The organism is Salibacterium salarium, assembly GCF_030813635.1.
Lineage (GTDB): Bacteria > Bacillota > Bacilli > Bacillales > Marinococcaceae > Salibacterium > Salibacterium salarium.
The window spans coordinates 509,164-526,247 of record NZ_JAUSUM010000003.1; the positions used below are offsets into that span (position 1 = coordinate 509,164).

At 37.6% G+C, this 17,084-nt stretch carries 18 protein-coding genes, 1 tRNA gene, 1 rRNA gene and 2 pseudogenes; 8 read left to right on the forward strand and 14 right to left on the reverse strand.

Going from position 1 to position 17,084, the window contains the following annotated elements; all coding sequences use genetic code 11:
* Nucleotides 1-1,247: 1,247 nt before the first annotated feature.
* Together nfsA and J2S78_RS14105 are read right to left on the reverse strand one after the other, a co-directional pair.
* Nucleotides 1,248-1,988 carry an oxygen-insensitive NADPH nitroreductase gene (gene nfsA, locus J2S78_RS14100; RefSeq protein WP_306899558.1) on the reverse strand — a complete coding sequence of 247 codons (741 nt, stop codon included), beginning with the start codon at nt 1,986-1,988 and terminating at the stop codon, nt 1,248-1,250.
* A 107-nt stretch (nt 1,989-2,095) separates the two neighbouring features.
* Nucleotides 2,096-3,199 (reverse strand): Gfo/Idh/MocA family protein, encoded by a 1,104-nt coding sequence (locus J2S78_RS14105; RefSeq protein WP_306899560.1) that lies wholly within the window; start codon nt 3,197-3,199, stop codon nt 2,096-2,098.
* 158 nt (nt 3,200-3,357) lie between these two features.
* Between J2S78_RS14105 and J2S78_RS14110 the strand changes: the two genes are divergently transcribed.
* The 4 genes from J2S78_RS14110 (at nt 3,358) to J2S78_RS14125 (ending at nt 5,195) form a co-directional block, all read left to right on the forward strand.
* Nucleotides 3,358-3,723, forward strand: coding sequence for a winged helix-turn-helix transcriptional regulator (locus tag J2S78_RS14110; protein WP_306899561.1), 366 nt, complete (start codon nt 3,358-3,360; stop codon nt 3,721-3,723).
* 158 nt (nt 3,724-3,881) lie between these two features.
* Nucleotides 3,882-4,196 carry an ArsR/SmtB family transcription factor gene (locus J2S78_RS14115; protein ID WP_125563750.1) on the forward strand — a complete coding sequence of 105 codons (315 nt, stop codon included), beginning with the start codon at nt 3,882-3,884 and terminating at the stop codon, nt 4,194-4,196.
* Nucleotides 4,197-4,281: 85 nt separating this feature from the next.
* On the forward strand, nt 4,282-4,710 hold the full coding sequence (locus tag J2S78_RS14120; protein WP_306899564.1) for a DMT family transporter: 429 nt from the start codon (nt 4,282-4,284) through the stop codon (nt 4,708-4,710).
* 11 nt (nt 4,711-4,721) lie between these two features.
* Nucleotides 4,722-5,195, forward strand: coding sequence for a DMT family transporter (locus tag J2S78_RS14125; protein ID WP_306899565.1), 474 nt, complete (start codon nt 4,722-4,724; stop codon nt 5,193-5,195).
* A gap of 241 nt (nt 5,196-5,436) precedes the next feature.
* Here J2S78_RS14125 and J2S78_RS14130 read toward each other — a convergent pair whose 3' ends face one another.
* From J2S78_RS14130 to J2S78_RS14160, 7 genes and pseudogenes are all read right to left on the reverse strand, one after another.
* Entirely contained in the window at nt 5,437-5,940 is a 504-nt protein-coding gene (locus tag J2S78_RS14130; protein ID WP_125563682.1) for a DUF5412 family protein, read from the reverse strand.
* 250 nt (nt 5,941-6,190) lie between these two features.
* Nucleotides 6,191-6,379, reverse strand: coding sequence for a hypothetical protein (locus J2S78_RS14135; protein WP_306899567.1), 189 nt, complete (start codon nt 6,377-6,379; stop codon nt 6,191-6,193).
* 87 nt (nt 6,380-6,466) lie between these two features.
* Nucleotides 6,467-7,519, reverse strand: coding sequence for a homocysteine S-methyltransferase family protein (locus J2S78_RS14140; RefSeq protein ID WP_306899568.1), 1,053 nt, complete (start codon nt 7,517-7,519; stop codon nt 6,467-6,469).
* Between the two features lie 94 nt (nt 7,520-7,613).
* The gene (locus J2S78_RS14145; RefSeq protein WP_306899570.1) at nt 7,614-8,534 is read right to left on the reverse strand and encodes a LysR family transcriptional regulator; all 921 of its coding nucleotides are present in this window, start codon (nt 8,532-8,534) and stop codon (nt 7,614-7,616) included.
* 97 nt (nt 8,535-8,631) lie between these two features.
* Nucleotides 8,632-9,009 (reverse strand): annotated as a pseudogene (locus tag J2S78_RS14150) (IS3 family transposase); the annotation flags it as partial.
* A 468-nt stretch (nt 9,010-9,477) separates the two neighbouring features.
* On the reverse strand, nt 9,478-10,062 hold the full coding sequence (locus tag J2S78_RS14155) for a GNAT family N-acetyltransferase (protein ID WP_306899571.1): 585 nt from the start codon (nt 10,060-10,062) through the stop codon (nt 9,478-9,480).
* Nucleotides 10,063-10,495: 433 nt separating this feature from the next.
* The gene (locus J2S78_RS14160; RefSeq protein WP_306899573.1) at nt 10,496-10,780 is read right to left on the reverse strand and encodes a hypothetical protein; all 285 of its coding nucleotides are present in this window, start codon (nt 10,778-10,780) and stop codon (nt 10,496-10,498) included.
* Nucleotides 10,781-11,371: 591 nt separating this feature from the next.
* Here J2S78_RS14160 and bla point away from each other — a divergent pair.
* Complete coding sequence (bla, locus tag J2S78_RS14165; protein ID WP_370871573.1) at nt 11,372-12,271, forward strand: class A beta-lactamase; 900 nt, start codon at nt 11,372-11,374, stop codon at nt 12,269-12,271.
* A gap of 51 nt (nt 12,272-12,322) precedes the next feature.
* Nucleotides 12,323-12,469, forward strand: coding sequence for a hypothetical protein (locus J2S78_RS14170; protein WP_306899575.1), 147 nt, complete (start codon nt 12,323-12,325; stop codon nt 12,467-12,469).
* A 360-nt stretch (nt 12,470-12,829) separates the two neighbouring features.
* Here the strand turns inward: J2S78_RS14170 and J2S78_RS14175 are convergent, their stop codons facing one another.
* Nucleotides 12,830-13,414 (reverse strand): CGNR zinc finger domain-containing protein, encoded by a 585-nt coding sequence (locus J2S78_RS14175; RefSeq protein WP_306899578.1) that lies wholly within the window; start codon nt 13,412-13,414, stop codon nt 12,830-12,832.
* Between the two features lie 202 nt (nt 13,415-13,616).
* Here J2S78_RS14175 and J2S78_RS14180 point away from each other — a divergent pair, with 202 nt between their 5' ends.
* Entirely contained in the window at nt 13,617-14,477 is an 861-nt protein-coding gene (locus tag J2S78_RS14180; protein ID WP_306899580.1) for an alpha/beta fold hydrolase, read from the forward strand.
* Nucleotides 14,478-14,829: 352 nt separating this feature from the next.
* On the opposite strand, the pseudogene J2S78_RS14185 reads toward J2S78_RS14180, so the two are convergent.
* Nucleotides 14,830-15,114 (reverse strand): annotated as a pseudogene (locus J2S78_RS14185) (type I restriction-modification system subunit M N-terminal domain-containing protein); the annotation flags it as partial.
* 205 nt (nt 15,115-15,319) lie between these two features.
* Between J2S78_RS14185 and J2S78_RS14190 the strand changes: the two are divergent.
* Nucleotides 15,320-15,736, forward strand: coding sequence for a ribonuclease H family protein (locus J2S78_RS14190; RefSeq protein ID WP_306899581.1), 417 nt, complete (start codon nt 15,320-15,322; stop codon nt 15,734-15,736).
* A gap of 306 nt (nt 15,737-16,042) precedes the next feature.
* Here J2S78_RS14190 and J2S78_RS14195 read toward each other — a convergent pair whose 3' ends face one another.
* The 3 genes from J2S78_RS14195 to rrf all read right to left on the reverse strand — a co-directional run.
* Complete coding sequence (locus J2S78_RS14195) at nt 16,043-16,735, reverse strand: tyrosine-type recombinase/integrase (RefSeq protein WP_306899583.1); 693 nt, start codon at nt 16,733-16,735, stop codon at nt 16,043-16,045.
* Nucleotides 16,736-16,897: 162 nt separating this feature from the next.
* Nucleotides 16,898-16,973: transfer RNA gene (locus J2S78_RS14200), tRNA-Thr, on the reverse strand.
* A gap of 16 nt (nt 16,974-16,989) precedes the next feature.
* Nucleotides 16,990-17,084, reverse strand: a 5S ribosomal RNA gene (gene rrf / locus J2S78_RS14205); the annotation flags it as partial.

Here is a 17,084-nt window from a genome sequence, read left to right on the forward strand (position 1 = left end):
AGGCTTGTTTCGCGTTCAAATAAATGCCGCAAAGGTTTGAAAACGAGAAACGGACACCCTGGCTAATCGAATCATATTTCGTACGATACCGTTTAGCCGGTCTCCTCCCTTTTTTCGACATAACAAAAAACGCCCTCTCTACCGTTCATTAAAACGGTAAAGAGAGCGTGGCTTAATCGGTCTATTTTTCTTACGTGACCGGATTCTTTTACGTTGTTCATACGCTATTGCTCCGAAAAAACGAACGCTAGAATTACTGCCACATAAGGCTCCGTGTAACTATGGAGCTTCCTACCGGACTCGAACTGGTGACCTCATCCTTACCATAGAAAGTATGTTCGTAGGATTATAACAGAACACATACGTTTAACCCCTGTTTTATAGGGTTTTTGATATGAAGCAATTGCTGTATTTTTTCTATTTGGGTGACATATGCTCAAATCCTCCCCCAATTCGCCCCCATAAAATAATATTCACGCAACAGCTTATAGTTCTATAAATCATAATTTCAATTTAATTATTGAAACTCACCACCCAAATCAATACTTCCACATGTTCACATTACATTCTAACCCTTGATATCCGAAAAAATTAACATTCGCACTTTTATCGCCACCACGTTACTATTACCTAAAATGTACACTTTAAAATTCAACTAGCAATTACATGTTTTCTTACCCTTAACAATACTCATTTGCTTAAGCTACAACTATCCTTAAGGATAGGGATAATTAATTATTAAAGTATTAAGCAATTTACCTGGTTAACGTAAATGTTTTTTAGATTACCACTGTAACTTGGCTGAAAAAACCTAAAACAACATAAATCCCACTACTGACTTTCTAGTCTTGGTTATTGAGTTAATGTGTTAAAGTGTTATTTGCTTTTAGATGTTTTATTTTCAATCACTACCTGTTCACCTGTTTTAATGTTCCCCCCTGATATACCAGCGCTTTCAAACCGGAAAGGAAGTATCTGTTTATTACCGGTAGTTCCGTTTTAGACAGCCACTCCTGGAACAAAAGAATCAATCAAAAAAACTATTAGACTGTACTTATACGGTCCATTATTCAACTTTTGCGCAATTAGTTGGTATCCTTTTTATTCTGCTCTCATGACTAGGGTGAAAATCCGCCAATCATAAGTTCATCAACTAAGGCTGCTTTTGCCATCAGCATATATAGTGCCTAAACGATTTTGGAAACTCAGCATAAATCCGCATAGGTGCCAACTTGGAAAATAACTATCTATTTTTTAGCAAATCCTTGTTTGTTTAAATACTCGAGCATGAAGGGCATTCTGCTTCTCTCAAGATGATCCTCAATATGATCTTTCCATCCCTTTACGTTCTTTACAGTGAAAGGAGCTTTAACAGGGCGATCTTGGTAATATTCCCGCATCTGTTGGTCATAAGTTGCTAATTTTTCTTCATCTAATGGCTGATACTGATTATCAAACATTACCATCGATTGAGGTAAACGTGGCTTTATTCCAGGTTTCTCTTCAGCAGGGTGGCCGATGCATAACCCTACTAAAGGGATCACATACTTTGGTAAATGTAATACCTCAGTTAATTCTTCAATATTACTTCTTACTGCACCGATATATACACCACCGAGTCCCATTGATTCTGCTGCGGTTAACGCATTTTGAGCCATTAGCCCAGCATCGAATGAACCTATTAAAAGGTATTCAGTATACTCAAGGTCTACATTGGGAGCAATTTGATGATCCCGGTTAAAATCGGCACAAAAAATCCAAAATTCTGCTGCCTCTTCAATATAAGGTTGATTGACAGAGAGTTGCATCACTTTTTTTCGGAGCTCTTGATCTGTAATTCTAATGATAGAAACAGCCTGTAAAAGGCTGAAAGATGAAGTTTGATTAGCTGCCTTAAAAATTGCATCTCGTTGTTCCTCTGTCAGTGGGTTGTTTGTATAAGAACGAACGGATGTATGATTTTGAAGCAATTTAACGGTATTATTCATTTGAATCCCTTCCTCCTCTGTTAATTATTGCAATATTTAGCACTTACGTATTGTTAAGAACCTCCGTAGGACCGCTTTGTTTGTTTCAACGCACAGATCCTAAGGTTTTATAAATACTGGCGTTCTCCCGTTTGTGCTGCTCTTTCCACCGTATCAAGAAGCTGATGAAGTTTTACTGCATCTGCAAAACTTGGTGTTTCGGACGTTCCTTCTTGTATATCCTTAGCAAATTTACTGTGCGCCTGAGCGACATTCAGAACAAGCCCTGCATCGTTTTTAAGAGAATTTGGTACCCAGTAATACGCATCTGGAATTGTTAATTCCTGAAGCTCTTCATCATTAGAACCTGCTCCCCGTAACTGATTTGATCCAAATTGAATGGAAGCAGGCGCATTGAGGACGATCGTTCCCTTGTCTCCGAAAATTTCAAGAGTAAGTCCTGTTTGGTGCTTCACTCCCCCTTGTATATGAACGCTAGCAGCTGCGCCGTTGGTCAATTTTCCTGTAATCAGTAATTGATCGTCTGTCGTTTTTTCAATGACTTCTCCGGTATTCACCAATTCAACTTTAGGGAACTGTTGCGCTGTAACGGCTGAAAGTTCTTTAAACTCTCCAAGCATGTAGGTAAATGCATCAAGATTATGTCCGCCTACAATCGTGAGCAAGTTCCCTCCTACCTTCCGATCAAATAAGTACGCCGTGGCCTTGTCACCCACGCCTCCCATTGCATCAATAGAGATCTTTAAATTGGCTGACAAAACGTTTCCAACATAACCTTCCGCCAATAAATCTTTCACATAATTGATAGCTGGGGCCTGTCGCGCCTGCAGTCCAATCGCATTTTGCAATTGTCTAGACTCCACCCATTCCTGCATGTCGACCGCTTCACTTGTATTCGAGCCAAGAGGCCATTCACAATAAATCGGTTTTCCAGCAGGAACAATCGCTTTTACTGCATCATAATGGTCCTTTACGTTGATGCTAACGACAGTCATATCCACGTCGGAATGTTGAGCCAAATCCTCCACTTTATCAAAAGCATGAGTTGCGTTAAAGACATCCGCGCTTTTCTTGGCACTCTCCATATTGCTGGTTCCAACTGCTGTAAGTTCAAGCTCACTCAGGTGCTCCATTGCTGGTATATGTGTCCCTCTAGCCCATCCGTTATTAATGGATCCACCTATAATACCTGCTCGTACTTTTTTGCTCAAGTTAGACAACTCCCTTCATATAATCTAAACTATTAATTTGTGTATTGAATATCTGTTACTTATACTAGAATAAAGTGATTACTCTTATTCTTGAAGAAGGCAATAAAAATGGACATAGTACGTTTTTTTGTACTTAACCGTAGAAAGCAGGTGAACAAGTGTCTAGAATATGTAAGGATGGGTTTGAGCAAGAGTGTATAAATGAACAAAGAGAAGTTTATGGTATTGCCTATACCCAGAACATTCTTTCCGGTCGTTGGAAATATCTTATTCTTTGGTTTTTAAAGTCCACAGAGCGGCGTTATAGTGAAATTAAAGCTTTTTTAGGTGATATTTCACAAGGTTCTCTTACAAAACAACTTCGAGAACTAGAAACAGATGGTTTAATTAAACGTAAAGTTTTTCCAGAGGTGCCTCCTCGTGTTGAATATTCATTAACTTCAAAAGGGGAAGAATTCATTCCAATCATTGATTTAATGGAAGAATTCGGAAAGAAGTTTGGGGAGCAAATAGATTCAAAATAAATAAGACCAACATATCCCAATAACAGAGAAATGTATGATGTTGTGAGGGATTATGCGCTACTCTTTCCGTTACTTTTAAGTAACAAAACTGAATTATAATCATGAATTTTAATTTTCTACATTGACATATCGAAAAAAATCGATATATAATGCTAAATATGGAACCAATCGATGTATTTAAAGCATTATCCAACGAAACACGCCTTAACATTTTACAGTGGTTGAAGGAACCAGAGAAGCATTTCCCTAAACAGGGCGCTCATCTACCAAAGGAGGTAAGTATTAAAGGGGGAGTATGTGTAGGGGATATTCAAGAAAAAGCTGATGCTTCTCAATCTACGGTATCCCAATACTTAAATATGATGCAGAAAGCTGGTCTGCTCGAATCTGTTCGTTATGGCCAATGGACCTATTACAGGCGGAATGAAGAATTTATTCTTCAGTTAGCTGAATATTTTAAAACAGAAATTTAAGCTAATTATTTCTGTTTTTTTTAACACATTATATCGATTATTCTAGATATCTAGTTATATAAATATAAAGGAGGTCTTTTATCTAATGCGTTACTTATCATATATCCTAGCGCTATTAGCAGGGGCAGCGCTTAGCTTGGAAGGAGCAATCTACGGTGAACTAGGAAAAACAATAGGACAGTTAGAAACTAGTTTTTATAACTTCTTTATGGGTTCCATAATAATTGGATTATTATGGCTTTTCTTTGGGAAAGGTGAACTTTCATATACTGTAGAAGCGCCTAAATGGACTCTACTCGGAGGTGTCTTAGGAGTACTTTATTTAACATCTATTGTAATTAGTGTTCCATTTGTTGGTGTCGGAATAACAATGGTTGCCGTAATTATTGGACAATTAGTAATGAGTATGATTATAGAACATTATGGTTGGCTTGGAAGCAAGAGATCAAGAATCAATAAAGAAAAAATATTTGCCGTTATTTCTATGATTATAGCGCTTATCTTAGTTAACTAGGAGGTCTGAAAATGGATATATTAATGATTCTATTTACTTTATTTGGTGGTATTACGTTAAGTGCACAATCAGCTGTTAATGGTACATTTAGTCGTAAAGCAGGCACATTTGAAACGACACTTTTAACCTTTTTAACAGGGTCCATGTTTCTAGCTATTTTAATTCTTTTTTTTGGACAAGGTAATTTGCTTGCCATTTTGGAGGTACCTAAATGGCAATTAAGCGCCGTATTTTTAGGTGTGTTGTTTTTACTCTTTATTGTCACGGCTGTGCCTAGAATTGGGGTCATTGCGACCAATATTACTGTTATCATTGGTCAGCTTGTAATTGGTGTTGTAATTGACAATTTCGGCTGGTTCAATAGTTTAGTAATACCTTTAGACTGGAAACGTTCTGTTGCCCTACTGTTTATGATTATTGCCCTTTACTTCATCTATAAAGGAAATAAACGCTCTAATGAGGAAACCAATTCGCAACATTTTTAATGAACCTAAAACGCTGCAAACCTAAATAAGCTTGCAGCGTTTTTTAATGAGTAGAACTAATAATTTCTCAGCAATATTATTCAATAAACCTTTAACATTCGTGAAATTTTCAACACCTCTTGATCGGTGGATCGCAGCACATGGCTGTGAATATTCATCGTTGTTTTTAAGAAAAATTCTACGGTTCAGTGTCGTACAGTAAAAGTAATTATTAAACGCACCGATAACATTTCGATTCATTTTATGTCGTCTTTAAATTTAGTCTGTCATCGTTAATTATTATTATATGATTGTTTTCCCATTCAATTTCGACGGTTTTTGTATCATCTTGAAAGTAAATTCTCTTTTTAAACCATAGAGGGCCATTTAATTCTCCTATTATTCCAAACGAACCTGCAGCTCCTGCATCTGTTTGGTAGAAATCAATCTTGTAATTTTTATCAGGAGAATGAATTTCCTTAATAAACTCTTTTTCCACTGAAAAAAATGTGGAGAATGAAAGTAAAATAAAAAGTAAGATCGTTAATGATGACGATAAAATAACGGTAAACCAACTCCTGAATCTTGCCGGTTTATTCTTCTCTTTAAATCCGATGGCTCCCAAAATTGTTATTAAAACTGCCAAGCATAGTAAAATGTAAACAGGTGGTGATATCCTCCAAGTATTATTCATAATTGAATAAATCGAATATAAACATATAGACAAACAAATTATAGCTAAATAAAAAGACAGTTTATTATACATTATAAATGATATACCTCCATTTAAGGATGACATAGAATAGTTTGTGTAAGAGATAAAAACGATGATCCTAAAATCGTTCCCTATACTGGGTTACCCCTGGATTTGCAATAATTGCTTTGTTAAATGGATTGTCGGAAGCTCTTTTTTGGTCATCTCAAAATTCTATAATCCCTTATATAGTTAAAGAGGAAATTTAACCAGGCTTGATAATCTATGTGCAATTATAATGGTTGTTCTTCCCTTTATTAATTCATTCATAGTAGCTTGAACTTTTTTCCCTCAGTGTAGATTTTCCACCAAATATTGTTTCAATTGAAAGATCTTTACCTTCTTTCATATATTCATTAACGGAGTTAATAACTTCTTCTTTTGTACCAGCTTTTGCGGAGACCTTACCAGTCTTAAAAATGGATGCAGCTTCAGTTAATGAAGAATGCATCCATCTTGTTCAAATAAGAAGCGCCCGAGTAAAGCCATATTTATTATCGCTTTCCTGCTTACCCTCTTTCAATGATCACCTTATGACTTATGCTTTTTTACTGTAGTTTAGATTATGACCCTTTAGCGTTTTATCTTTCCCGAATAAGAAGTGTTTCTCCATATCCGGTGAATATTTGGAATTAATGGTTTCGTATTCTATCGCTTCTGCTACTGCTCTGATCATCGCAGGTGAGGCCCCGCAGCAAAGACCAATATAATTAATACCAATATCTTTTGCTTCTTTCGCCCATCCCGCTATTTCGTACCGATTGTGATAAAGCGGGTCTAAGGATGTCGGGAACGTGGTTTCGGTTGGCAAGGAACAACTGCATCCTCCATCGGGCAAGTTGAAGAACGTCGGGTGTTCTTCTGTCGTGCGGTATGGAATGGGCAATCCACCGACATATCCTTCTACCTCATTTCTAATTCCCTTCAGGTATGGCTGCATCGTATTTGGTCCGCGGAAACAGTTCATCCCAACCACTAACGCACCTTTTTCAGAAAGAATTTTACAGGATTCTTCAACGGTATAACCATCCCGCAGTATATTTTCGCCCATCAGCCCTAATGTAACGACTGCCGGCAGACCTTGTTTTTGAATTTCCTCTAGCGCAATAACGGCCTCTTCATGGTAATAAAAAGTTTCCCCATTTATAAAATCGACGCCTTCTTCTTTGCACCACGTGGCCATTTCTGCAAATATACTTCTTACTTCTTCCGCAGAATCAGCATCTTCCGGATCAAAAATATTCGTATTCGAAATGTTGCCTGCAACTAACGCTTCTTCTGTAGGATGTTCTTTCGCTACTTCCTTCGCCAAACGAATCGCACTCCGGTTTAACGGCTCATGTAAATGTTCTTTACCTATAATTCTCATTTTTTCACGGTGGGCATTATAGGTGAAAGCTAAAACCACATCTGAACCGGCATTCATGTAATCTCGATATACTTGCTTTAAAACCTCCGGGTGCTCCAGCGCTACTTCTGGTACAAACGATCCTGCCTGTAAATAACCTCTGCGCTCCATTTCAAATAAATATCCTTCGGCTACAACGACTGTGCCTTCGTTTAATCTTTGTTCTAAACTTCTTTTCCCCACTGCTAACCCTCTCCTTTAGTAATCTAGGGTCAGTGTAGCATTGAAAAATGGTATAGCATAACACGTAAATTCTATGCTTTGTTATAGCTTTAACCTATAGCAAAGTTAGTTCTTCGGCAATCGTTTCCTTTAAGAAATCGATATAAATCGTTGCCAGCGGGCTGTTTGCCACATTCTTATGTTGAATATATCCGACTGTAATGCTCTCATCCACCTTAAGCGGCACCGCCACAATATCATCGTCGTTGATGTCATAACTGATTACCCCTGTGGAAATCGTGTATCCATTCAATCCTATCAGCAGGTTAAACAACGTGGCCCGGTCACTGACACGAATATTTTTGCGCCTTGAGATGGTGCTTAATATCTCCTCGGAGAAATGAAACGAATTATAGTCCCCTTGTTCAAATGACAAATACGGATAAGGATCCAAATCAGCTAAGGTAACATACTTCTGAGCCGCGAGTGGATTAGTTGAACTGATGAACACATGCGGCTTGGCCTGAAATAGCTCATGAAACGTTAAATTTCCTTCTCTCAGAAACTTCCGAATGACCTGTTGGTTAAAATCATTTACATACAAAATCCCAATTTCACTACGAAGGTTTTTTACATCATCAATGATTTCATACGTCTTCGTCTCTCGTAACGTAAACTCATATTCATCCCGATTATAATTTTTCAACAGCTTCACAAACGCACTGACCGCAAAGGCATAATGCTGGGCAGATACAGAGAAATGCTGCTGCGGGGGTTGAGCCGTATTGGCATAGCGGTTTTCAAGCAAGTCTGTCTGTTCAATCACCTGCCTGGCGTAACCTAAAAACTCCGAACCCTCTGACGTAATAACAATCCCCTTATTCGTACGAGAAAAAATCGCAATCCCCAGTTCATTCTCCAATTCTCTAATCGCATTCGACAGACTCGGCTGACTAATAAACAATTGATGCGCAGCTTTACTAATCGATCGTTGTTTCGCCACTTCAATCACATATCTCAATTGTTGCAATGTCACTTAAACTCCTCCTACCTTTGTTTTGAGATGGTGCGTAGATTTCGCTCTTCTCAACGTTGAACTAATGCAGCACTCTTTTATGAAGACCTGCGCTTTAGCCGATGATCTCGCGATTATATAAATCCACTAAGACGCAGATGTAGTGCCACTTCTGCTGCACTCGAACATAGGTTAAATCGCTCACAATCACTTTCCATTCCTGGTCTTGATCAAACTCTCGATTAAATGTATTTCCGACTTCTGATTCGTTACTGGGCGTTCTCGTCGGTTTGTATGGAGCAACCGTATATTTTGACACAAGATCTTGCACTTTCATGATTCGTCCAATACGACGGCGAGAGACAGTCCATCCCAGCTTTTCTAGCTCTTTTTTTATCTTTCTCTGGCCATAAATGTTCCGGTTGTTTTTAAAGATTTCGACGATCCGTGCTGCCAATTCTTCATCCTGGTCATCACGGATTTGAGCTTCATAATGCGTTTATTTGATTTAAGTCTATATAACCTTAACGAATCTGTCCAACTAAGTGTAATCCATCCATGTAGCGGTATGGGAACATAAAAAACCTCCTGTAAACAAATGTCATGCCAAAAAGGGGCACGCTCATTCAGTATACAGGAGGTTGGTAAACGACTCTGCATAAGGTGGTAAAAAGCTCCGCAAGGAGTGGTACAAAGATTGCAGGGCTGGGACAAATTAAGTGCAGTATTCATGTGAGTACGGCGGACGACTTTTACCACTTATGCCATCTTTTTTACCACCGTTTGCGGATAAATGTACCACCTCTTGCGATGCCTTTTATCAATCTTGAAAAATGGGTTTTCTACAAGAAAGCGTCGCTCTCTTCCTCATTATTTTCTTGTTGCACACCAAAACGTTCTCGCATGGATACCTAACCATCAATAAAAATATCATTGGAATCATGGGACAATCTGGTTAATTTTTTCAGGAATAATAAATATTCTTTTTCAATTTACTTTTTACTGATTCCCAATCACTTTTTATAATACTATAAAATACAGAATTTCTAAAAGTACCATCTTTACAAATCATATGGTTTCTAAGAATCCCTTCTTTTACTCCACCAATTCGTTCTATAGCTTTTTGTGAACGAATATTTTTCTCATCTGTTTTAAATTGAACACGAATTAATTCTAGACTTTCGAAACAATATTTTAATAATAAGTATTTACATTCAGTATTAATTTTAGTTCCCCAAACATTCGGAGTTAACCATGTCCAACCTATTTCTAAACTCTTATTTTCACTAGAAATATCTAGAAACCTTGAACTGCCTAGAACTTTACCATTTTTATCTAAAATAACAAATAGTAATTCTAATCCTTTCTCTTTATTAGCTAAAGCTTCTTCAACAAAAAAACTCATTTCATAATAAGTTTCTATAGTTTTCGGTAAGTACGTCCAAATTATTTTATTTTGCCCTATATCATGTAATGCTTTAGAATGTGTTTTTTCCATTGGTAAGATTACAACATTGTCTCCTGTTAATCTCTCAAATAAAATACTCACAATTAACTAGCTCCTATAAATTTTTTATAATAAGCAGAATAACCCATCATTAGTAAGATCTCGTGATAGACAAAATTTTGCTAAGGTTATAGAGTCTCTATCGGCTTATAGCGGATCATTCTTTAATGTTATAACTAAATTTTAATTACCATATAACCACTAAAATCACAAGCAAACTATCTAGAGTACAATTATTTTGAGGGTATTCCATTTTTTTAATTCCTCGAGTCTAATTTCAGACTTTGGATAGGTTACACTTGCCTTGGACAGTTTCGTTAAGGTCAAGACTTGGTCCAAATAAATTGCGAGGAGTTTTATCCTATCCAGACGAAAGCGTTGTGTTTTTAGCAATGATCGCAGGTAGACGATACGTGAAATCCAATTGCATAAGGGAAGTCATACAGTTGTTCCTAGGCTACTTTGTGATTTTCGATTATGATCTATAGAAGGTGCTTACCCAATATAAACGCTTCATTCTGTTGACATAACGATTAATGATTTTTTGTTTTAAATCCTCTAGTAACTCATTGTCTATTAAAATTTCTGCTGTTCTACTTTTAAAAACTAAATTCCCATTTTCTTTTTTTAATGCTCTCTCTGCCCATATTTCAAATGCAACTTCTCCTCCCTTGAAATCAAGGCATCCTGATTCAAATTCAAAATGAATGCTACCATTTACCGAACGTTTTTCCGCAGTTTGCAAGTATTCGTATTTCATAGTAAATTCCCCCTTCTATTTACTTACTCGATTTTAATAAGGGATTTGTGTGCATTTTTTTATAAACTTTATAATACTATTAGTGAACATAAACTATCTTAGTACAGGGGTTTTGGGGGCGGATTTTATTTGCGTGTTTGTTATGCTAATTTCTGAAGTGAAAATATAGTGGGTGGTGAACGTTGTAACCGAGGTACAAAATAAACACACATCAAAAGGACGATAGTTGTTGTCAAAAAAAAAAGAGAGCCGGCCTTATACCGACTCTCTGTGCTAAACGTTATGTTTTTTAACTGTCTTTTTTGGCCTCATTGGAGAAAAGGTCGGTAAAATGTTTTGCTGTTTTTTTAATATCAGCATGTCCTAGACGCTCCGATATAAGCGAGAAAGGAGGGAAGTATTAGAAATTAGCATACTTTAAGAAAAAACATGGCAAACGTCCAGCGAATATTAATATTTTTTCTTCCAGAGATGAAGTCAAAAGTACACACTTTTTTAATAATTAGTCGGGTCAAAGATCCGGATTGTATTTAGTATATAAAGAAAGAGGTTAAAGTCTTGAAGAAAAAAACACATAAATACAAATTCAACATGTATAAATTTACGCTGTTTATATCGTTACTAGCATTGATTACACTCACTGCTTGCATGGATGCAGACAGTTCAACCGACTCCTCATCTAAAGAGGGGAACGAAGTGGGACAAAAATCAAATACAGATGAAAAATTCGCCCAACTTGAGAATGATTTTGACGCTCAGATTGGTGTCTATGCGATCGATACGGGCTCGAATCAGACCATCGAATATCGACCAGAGGAGCGTTTTGCTTTCACATCAACCTACAAGGCTTTGGCCGCAGCCATTGTCCTGAAGCAGAACTCTATGGAAGAGCTTAAGGAAGTCATCACTTACACTGAGGATGATTTGGTCTCCTACTCTCCGGTTACCAAGAATCACGTGGATACCGGTATGACACTTTTAGAACTAAGTGAGGCGGCGGTTCGGTCCAGTGACAACACTGCTGGAAACTTCTTATTTAAGAAACTGGGAGGCCCCGATGAATTTGAACAAGCCCTAAGGCAAATCGACGATAACGTTACTCAGGCTGATCGATACGAACCATATTTGAATGAATTCACACCGGGTGATACCCGTGACACCAGCACACCGATAGCTCTTGCCAACAATCTCCAGGCATTCGCAGTCGGCGACTTGCTTTCAGATGAAAAGCGTGAGCTGTTCACGGATTGGCTGCAAGGCAATGCTACAGGAGATACGCTGATCCGTGCAGGTGCACCTGAAGGCTGGAATGTCGGTGATAAGAGTGGAGCTGGAAGTTATGGAACGAGAAATGATATTGCAGTTGTTTGGCCACCAAACAGAGAACCAATCGTCATTGCGATTATGTCCCGCCATGATACGGAGGATGCCAAATATGACGATAAGCTGATTGCGCAGGTTGCCGAGGAAACACTTAACGCCCTAAAGTGAATGCTGGAAGAGGGATAGTTTGAGTAATAGAGGAGAAGTACTTGGTCTAGAATGGGATACTTAGAAACAGGAACAATTGACATGCGTCTTGGACATGCTGATATTAAAACAACCATGAACATTTACAGCTATGTACTCCGCTCAGCCGAGCACGAAGCAGCAAAACATTTTACCGGTCTTTTTGTAGCTTTGAAATAAAGTTTGATCGAAAATAGTTCATAAACCCTTATTTTACGACATATAAAAAGAAACCATTTGGAAAAAAGTTTGATCAAATATGGTTTCTTCTTCAGTAGGCTTTTATTTGTTTTTTATAAAAAAGTTTGATCATTTTCTAACCGAGTTGTTCCACAAACGCGCCCCGATAATTGAATATCACCGAATTAGCGTCATAAAATTTAACGACCATGAATTCACCATGAATCCCCAAATAATAGCCTGTTTATTTTTCATTTTTATTACGCCCCCTTAACACTCATACAGAACTATTTATAATAAGTCGATAATAGCTTATTTTCAATGCCATTTAAAAGACCCCTGACTTCGACTGTCAGAAGTTCACTTTTTCTTTTTTCTTGCATAAAATTCGGCCGCCTTTTTGCGATTTCCACACAACTCCATGCTACACCAGCGTCTTTTTCCTGATTTTGATGTATCGACAAAGTAGAGACTGCATTCTTGATGCTCGCACTTCCTAATACGGTTGATAGAGATGCTATCCAATGTATGGATAATGGAGTCGACAATATTGTACAGCACGTGATCTCTAGCTGTTATTCCTTCGGAGACCAATTTAAATTTTTCATTCTTTGTATCAATAGTCAGGTTAACTTCCACCTTTTTAACAAGCCTTTTAAATTGATCCGTCGTGTTTAGAGAGAGTTTTCCTTTTTGTTCTAAATCAGACAAAATCGTTTCGCTAAGGTGACGAAGCGAATGAAGCTCGACTATTAACGAATCTAGCAATTCTTCGTTTTCTAAAGCCAGAGCATCAGACTCCCGTAATAGGTTATTTTCCTCCAACCATTGGAAAGTATTTGATGTATTGGCAAGGATATCAATCTTTTGTTTGTTGGAGTTATACGTCGTATTAACTAGGTTTATCCATGCAGTTCCACCTATTACATATAATATTTTATCCATCAATATTTCACCTCGAGAATTATTATAACCGTTAAAAAATATATTGACAAGTTAAAATAAGTATTGTAACATCCTTTTTATAACCATTAAAAATGGTTAATAGAGGTTATAAAAGGAGGTGAACACAAAGGAATACGAATTAGGCGATACAAATTTTGTTAGGCTGCTGCACTGATCTAAAATAATAATATGAGGTGATAATATGTCAGTGAAATACAAAAAAGTAAATATTAAGAACATTAATATCTTTTATCGAGAAGCTGGTAATAGAAGAAATCCTACAATTTTATTGCTTCATGGTTTTCCTTCTTCTTCTCATATGTATCGAAATTTAATACCTAAATTGATGGATGAATATCACATTATCGCGCCTGATTATCCAGGCTTTGGGAATAGCGATCAACCAAAAATGGATGAATTTGAATATACTTTTGATAGCTTAGCTCTACTGATAAATGAATTTGTAGAAAAATTAAAATTAGAGAAATTTAGTATCTATGTTCATGATTACGGCGCTCCAGTAGGATTCAGATTGGCAACCAAACATCCTGAACGAATTCAAGCCATTATAACTCAAAACGGAAATGCTTATGAGGAAGGATTATTGTCTGCTTGGGATCCTATACGCACTTATTGGGAAAATCCTAATGAGGAAAATAAGAATAATTTAAAATCCCTTTTATCTGTGGACTTTACAAAGTATCAATATACAGATGGGAGTCGTAACCCTGATCGAATTAGCCCCGATGCATGGAATATGGATCAATTAGCTTTGGATCGTCCTGGCAATGACGAAATACAACTTGCTTTGTATTATGACTATAGAAATAATCTTAAACAGTATCCAAATTGGCAAGAATTCTTCAGAACTTATCAACCCCCTACATTGGTTGCATGGGGGAAAAATGACATGTTCTTTGGACCTAAAGGAGCGTTAGCTTTCCAAAACGATCTTAAAGATTGCGAGGTTCATTTATTAAATACCGGGCATTTTCCTTTAGAAGAAGAGTTAGAAACTAGTGCTTATCTAATAAAACAGTTTTTAAGAGATCGTTTAAAGTGACGTTAAAATTCGCTCATCTTTAATAGACTAAAATAAGAGTAGTTCTATCATCCTCGTTGATTATTATGTACGATATACTTGCACCTACCAAAAAATGAAGTAATGTATGTATGATATAGCCCATATTCGACCTCCGACATCCAATCTGCCATAGTTATTTCAAACTCTCATTATTTACACAATAAGCGACTCCACAATTTGGCCTTTTTCTGGAGTAAAGAAAAAACTTTTAAACAACTTTTTTATCTTTCAAATGACTTTAACTTTATTGTATTTTAAACAACTTCGAAGGCGTTGTCGTACGGCTTCCTGTAGGTAGTATCACCTGTGACAAATGTAATATGGAAGGCGTTTTATTAATCTCATTACCGATGTCATTGGTCTGTACTTGAATATGTGTCCAGCGCGCCCGATCTGGAACGAAGAACTGGTGCTCATCGCGATCGTACCAGCCATAGTCATCCTTTTCTTCCTGTTCAATCTCTTGCGCTCTTTCAATAAATACATCACTTAACCGTTTTAAAAACAGTAAACCGAATATGTAATTTTTATAATCCGAAGAATCTATACTTCCTCGTAGAATATTGGCTGATTCCCATAGGTGTGATTCTAATTCTTGTAGTGTTAATTTAGCCATCTTTTAACCCCCGTATTTTCCTATGGGCCGGGGGCGGTCGTGAGTTTTCCGCGGTGCCGAACGTCCGATAATTTCTTACAAAATTTCGTAACCTCAAGGTCTAACCGCTTTTATTTCGTTAAGTATCGTTTCCCTATGAAATTTGGTCGTTAAGCGAAAATTGATTTATACTGTACTTTAACGATTGATAAAGGAGGAGAAATGGTTGGAAGTAAATGTTTATGTAAGGGTTAATCACTCAAATTATAAGGTACATAATCCCCGCAATATCGGTAATGTGTTAGTCGTATGGGAGTACAAGGGAAGGACAAAGGAAACGTACTTCACAAGCCTTGAGACAACGCATAATCGTTCAATTCTTCTTGCAAGTGTAATTGCATTAGAACAACTTAAAAAGCCTTGTACGGTCAATCTATACGTTCAAACTGCAATAGGTGAAAAATTCTTATATAACGCGAAGAAGTGGACTAATAGAGATTTAGGGGACAAGTTAACACTAGCGAAGATTAATGGCGGTCATGTCCTTAACATAGTCGATTGTTCCTGGACCGAAAAAGGAAAAGACCTTATGAACAAGTTAGCCCAAAAATTAAAGCGAAGTATTAAAATGTATAGTCACTAAATTAGCGGGTTGGCACGTATCATCTCGTGTGTTTTCTTGTTGTTATATCAAGTTTGGAAAGAGTTTTTAATGTCTATTCACAGAATAATTCACAAGTTAATTCGCAAGAGTGAAATATTTATTGTAGTGTATGTGATTTCATTGTGATTTACGGTGTGAATTTAAATATGAATTGCAATATTTAGTAAATTCATTTATCGGATTAACCAAATACGATTCTAAGAAAGAGAAAAACTTTTGGATGGGTATAGTTGGAGTAATTTTAAGTGGGATATATTTTATGTACGGCGTGGCGAAATCCTCTACCTAGACGCGTAGCTCTCGCAACAGACGGCTTGTCCGTTGAGAAAACGGCACGAATCGCCCCTTATTCCCTTTTGCGTTGCCTCCCGAAATATAGATCGTATTGGCCGTGAAATCTATATCGTTGATTTGCAACTGTACCGCCTCACCTAACCGTAGCCCACAATCGAGCATTAACGTAAACAGAACGGCATCCCGAAAGTCGCTGTATGACCGCCTGTCCGGCTCTTTTATTAATCGGCGCGCCTGTTGTAACGTCAAGGCTTCGACTTGATCGGTCGGCTCTTTCAGCATTTTGACGCGTTTAAACGGGTTATGATCGAGATACTTCTCCTCGTATAAAAACTGGAACATCGCCCGCAATACACTTAAATGCGTGTTTACGCCGCCTATACTCATGCCAGACGTTTTATACCGGTCTTTGACGTAGCTGTTATTGGCGTGCTTAACATGTTCATTCCGTAAGTAATTGACGTAGTTACGAGCCTCTTCGGTCGCTCTGTTTCCGCGTAATGGTTCAGAAATAAGTGAATGACCCATCGTTTCGATTGCATCGTATTTTCCGAAAAGCCACTCGGCTTGTTTCGCGTTCAGATAAATGTCGCAAAGGTTTGAAAACGAGAAACGGACGCGCTTGCTAATCGAATCATATTTCGTACGATACCGTTTAGCCGGTCGCTTACCTTTTTTCAACATAACAAAAAACGCCCCCTCTACCGTTTATTAAAACGATAAAGAGAGCGTTGCTTAATCGGTCTATTTTTCTTATGTGACCGGATTCTTTTGCGACCATTTCCCGCTACTGCTTCCGGAAAAACGAACGCTAGAACCACCGCCACATAAGTCTCCGTGTAACTATGGAGCTTCCTACCGGACTCGAACCGGTGACCTCATCCTTACCATGGATGCGCTCTACCAACTGAGCTAAGGAAGCTTATATATAAAAAAAAGCCTGGCGACGTCCTACTTTCACAAAGGGTTGCCCCTTCATTATCATCGGCGCTAAAGAGCTTAACTTCCGTGTTCGGCATGGGAACGGGTGGAG